This is a genomic window from Microvirga sp. P4_G7, assembly GCF_056401005.1.
Genome location: NZ_JBFUKD010000507.1, coordinates 1 through 2,807 on the forward strand (window position 1 = coordinate 1; position 2,807 = coordinate 2,807).

General features: G+C 60.0%; 4 protein-coding genes. All 4 read left to right on the forward strand.

Annotated features, from left to right (window positions below; genetic code table 11):
- Window positions 1-26: 26 nt before the first annotated feature.
- The 4 genes from AC1DT3_RS17100 to AC1DT3_RS17115 all read left to right on the forward strand — a co-directional run bounded on the left by AC1DT3_RS17100 (window position 27) and on the right by AC1DT3_RS17115 (window position 2,758).
- Entirely contained in the window at window positions 27-1,481 is a 1,455-nt protein-coding gene (locus tag AC1DT3_RS17100; RefSeq protein ID WP_477466436.1) for a recombinase RecT, read from the forward strand.
- Between the two features lie 2 nt (window positions 1,482-1,483).
- Window positions 1,484-1,930, forward strand: coding sequence for a hypothetical protein (locus AC1DT3_RS17105; protein ID WP_477466437.1), 447 nt, complete (start codon window positions 1,484-1,486; stop codon window positions 1,928-1,930).
- Window positions 1,927-2,361, forward strand: a complete 435-nt coding sequence (locus tag AC1DT3_RS17110; protein WP_477466438.1) for a hypothetical protein — start codon at window positions 1,927-1,929, stop codon at window positions 2,359-2,361. The genes AC1DT3_RS17105 and AC1DT3_RS17110 overlap by 4 nt, the downstream gene beginning before the upstream one ends.
- Before the next feature lie 112 nt (window positions 2,362-2,473).
- On the forward strand, window positions 2,474-2,758 hold the full coding sequence (locus tag AC1DT3_RS17115) for a hypothetical protein (protein WP_477466439.1): 285 nt from the start codon (window positions 2,474-2,476) through the stop codon (window positions 2,756-2,758).
- The last annotated feature ends 49 nt before the right edge of the window (window positions 2,759-2,807 follow it).

Genomic DNA, 2,807 nt, shown 5'->3' on the forward strand with positions numbered 1-2,807 from the left:
ATCGAAATCGTAGAGAGGGCCGTCTAATGAACGCGCCAACTGCAATCGCACTCGTCACCGATCCTGCTCCGAGGCAAGTCGCCAGCCTTGCCGGCGGTCCGGTCGCGGCGATCGTCCCGCAGACGTTCGACGACGTCTATCGCTTCGCGCAGGTTCTCGCAAAGAGCGGCCTTGTGCCCTACGGCATGGACACCCCTGAGAAGGTGTCTGTTGCTATCCTGACCGGCCTGGAAATCGGTGTGAAGCCGATGCAGGCGGTGCAAGGCATCGCCGTCATCAACGGCGTGCCCCGGATCTGGGGTGACCTGGCACTGGCGATCGTTCGTGGATCTGGTCAACTTGAAGAGTTCAGCGAGAAGCTGATCGGCATCGAGCCCGAAAACTGGCCAGCGCCGAAGGGTGACGAGCTCAAGTTCAAGGCCGTGTGCACCGTGAAGCGCAAGGGCGAAAAGGAGGTCGTGAAGGAATACGCGATCTCCGACGCGATCGTCGCGAAGCTTTGGAATAAGACCGGTTCAAGGGGTCCTACGCCTTGGGTGACCAATCCGAAGCGCATGCTTGCGATGCGGGCCCGCGCATTCGCCCTGCGGGATGCCTTTACGGACATACTGAAGGGAATGCCGATCGCCGAAGAGATGATTGGTGATGAGGAGCCGGTCTACAGCAACGAGCCGCCGCCGGCGCCCCCGCCCGTGCCACAAGAGATCACGAATGCCGCGGAGACTCTCCCGCCGGCAACGGACGCCGGGGCTTCTGTGCCCTCGGGAGCCTCGGCGTCCAATCCCGATCCAGCCGAAGACGAACCGTTCGACAACACCGAGGTCTTGTCTGAAATCGAGACCAACTGCTCGACGATCCAAACCCAGAGCGACATGGAAGAAGTGCGCGCGCTGTTTGCCGAGGATCTCGACAAGCTGACGCGTTCCGAACGCGAGACGGCAGATTACCAMTTTGAACAGGCGCAGGCCCGGCTCGATCGGCAGGCCGGCACCGCTGTTCAGCAAGAAGCTTCCGCAGGCGACCCTTTCACAATCCCGGAGACCTTCGCGGACGCGCGGACCTATGCCGAGTTCATACATCGGATGGTCGCAAGCGCGTACACGCTCGAACATGCGGATCTGATGACGCGAGCATGGGATGTCACGAAAGAAGCTCGCGTGGGTCTCAGCATTGACCGCGCGACCATGAAAGAACTGCTCGGCGCGCTTCAGCAGAAGATCGACACGATCGACCAGGTTCGGCCAGAGCATGAACCGGAAGTGGACCTGTCCGCCGCGGCGACCACCGTCCAGCAGTACGCCGCCCAGGCCGAATTGCGTGCGGCCGAGACCACTGACTCCGAGCGGGCGACTGCTCTTCGGACGTGGTGGATCGATACAACCAATCTTCGGGACGATCTGAAAATCCCGTCGGCTGAGCGCGAGCGGATCAAGAAGGTCGTCTTCAGCAAGATCGACCAGTTCCGCACGGCACAGGGATAATCATGACCCGGCGCGCGTCCGACAAACCGACGATCATRTGCACCGTCACGCCGGAGGGCYTGGCGCCGTCCTCGGCGTACGATGCCGAGGTGCTCRGGCGATATGCGATCGRCTGCGAGGTTGAGGTCTCGATTTTCCAACCTCGCAACCAGAAGCAGTCGCGCTTCTTCTGGGTCATCCTTGGCAAGGTCGTCGACAACCAGGATGTCTTCCCGAACGCGGAAGCCCTCGCGACTGCGCTTAAAATTCGGATCGGTCACTTTGAAACGCTCAAACTCATCGGCGACGCCGTCATTCCGATTCCGAAATCCATGCGTTCCATGGATCAGCAGCAATTCAGCGAATTCATGGAACAGTCGTTTCACATCATCGCCACCGAGGTCATTCCCGGTCTTGATATCGATGTCTTGCTCAGAGAGGGCCGGATCGCGCTTGGAGGTTCGAAATGACCCAGGAGCGCCCGCGCCGCACGCGGCCGTCTGTGACCGACAAGCTGAACGCCTGCTTGTATCTGCTCGGCATAGACCCGAACGATGTCGAGTGGGATCATAGCCCGCCGCTCGCGTTGCGTCCGGTCAACGATGCCGGAACGGACTACGTGCCACCGCAACGCGATCCTCGCTATCTCGTCCCGCTGTCGCGATCTGGGCACAAGTTCAAGACGACCGGGCGAAAAGGCGAAAGTCGTCTGAGCATCACCGGCAATGGCGATGTGTCGATCATTCGGAAATCGGATCGCCTTGCGAAGGAACACGCCAACTATCGCGCGCGCCTCTTGGCGAAGGAGCCCGGAAAGCCGCGTCAGAAATCAGGCTCGATCCCGTCGCGTCCCTTTCCCAAGAACAAGCGCCCTTTCCGTTCCGGAGGCATCCCGTCATGACCCAAACGACACCGATTCCGGCTTGGTTCAAGCGACTTCTCATCGTCTGCATGGTCGCCGCCGCGATCATCGGCGCTCCGTATCTGTGAGGTTCTCAATGACCAATGAAGGAATGAGCGCACAGAAGGCCGCCCAGAACATCATGGACGAGGCGTGCCTTCCGATTGGTCTTTACGAAAATGGCGTCGTCCAGTCGATACAAGATTCCATTGTCCAAGCCATCCGTGACGCAGAGAACGCAGCGTACGAGCGGGCGAATGCCGTCATACAGGATTGGTTCAGAGTATTTGGGAAGGCTGATCCTCAGTACATATCGGCGCGCACGTTCGCACACGATGCACTGCATGACATCTCGGAGGTTATTCTCTCCCTCAAGCACACGGACACCCAGCCATGAATGAGGTGATCGAGAAGATGGCGAGGGCAGTGGACCCCGAAGCATGGGC

Coding starts and splice junctions, on each gene's coding strand:
- AC1DT3_RS17110 (WP_477466438.1), top strand. CDS start 1,927: ATGACCCAGGAGCGCCCGCGCCGCACGCGGCCGTCTGTGACCGACAAG.
- AC1DT3_RS17115 (WP_477466439.1), top strand. CDS start 2,474: ATGAGCGCACAGAAGGCCGCCCAGAACATCATGGACGAGGCGTGCCTT.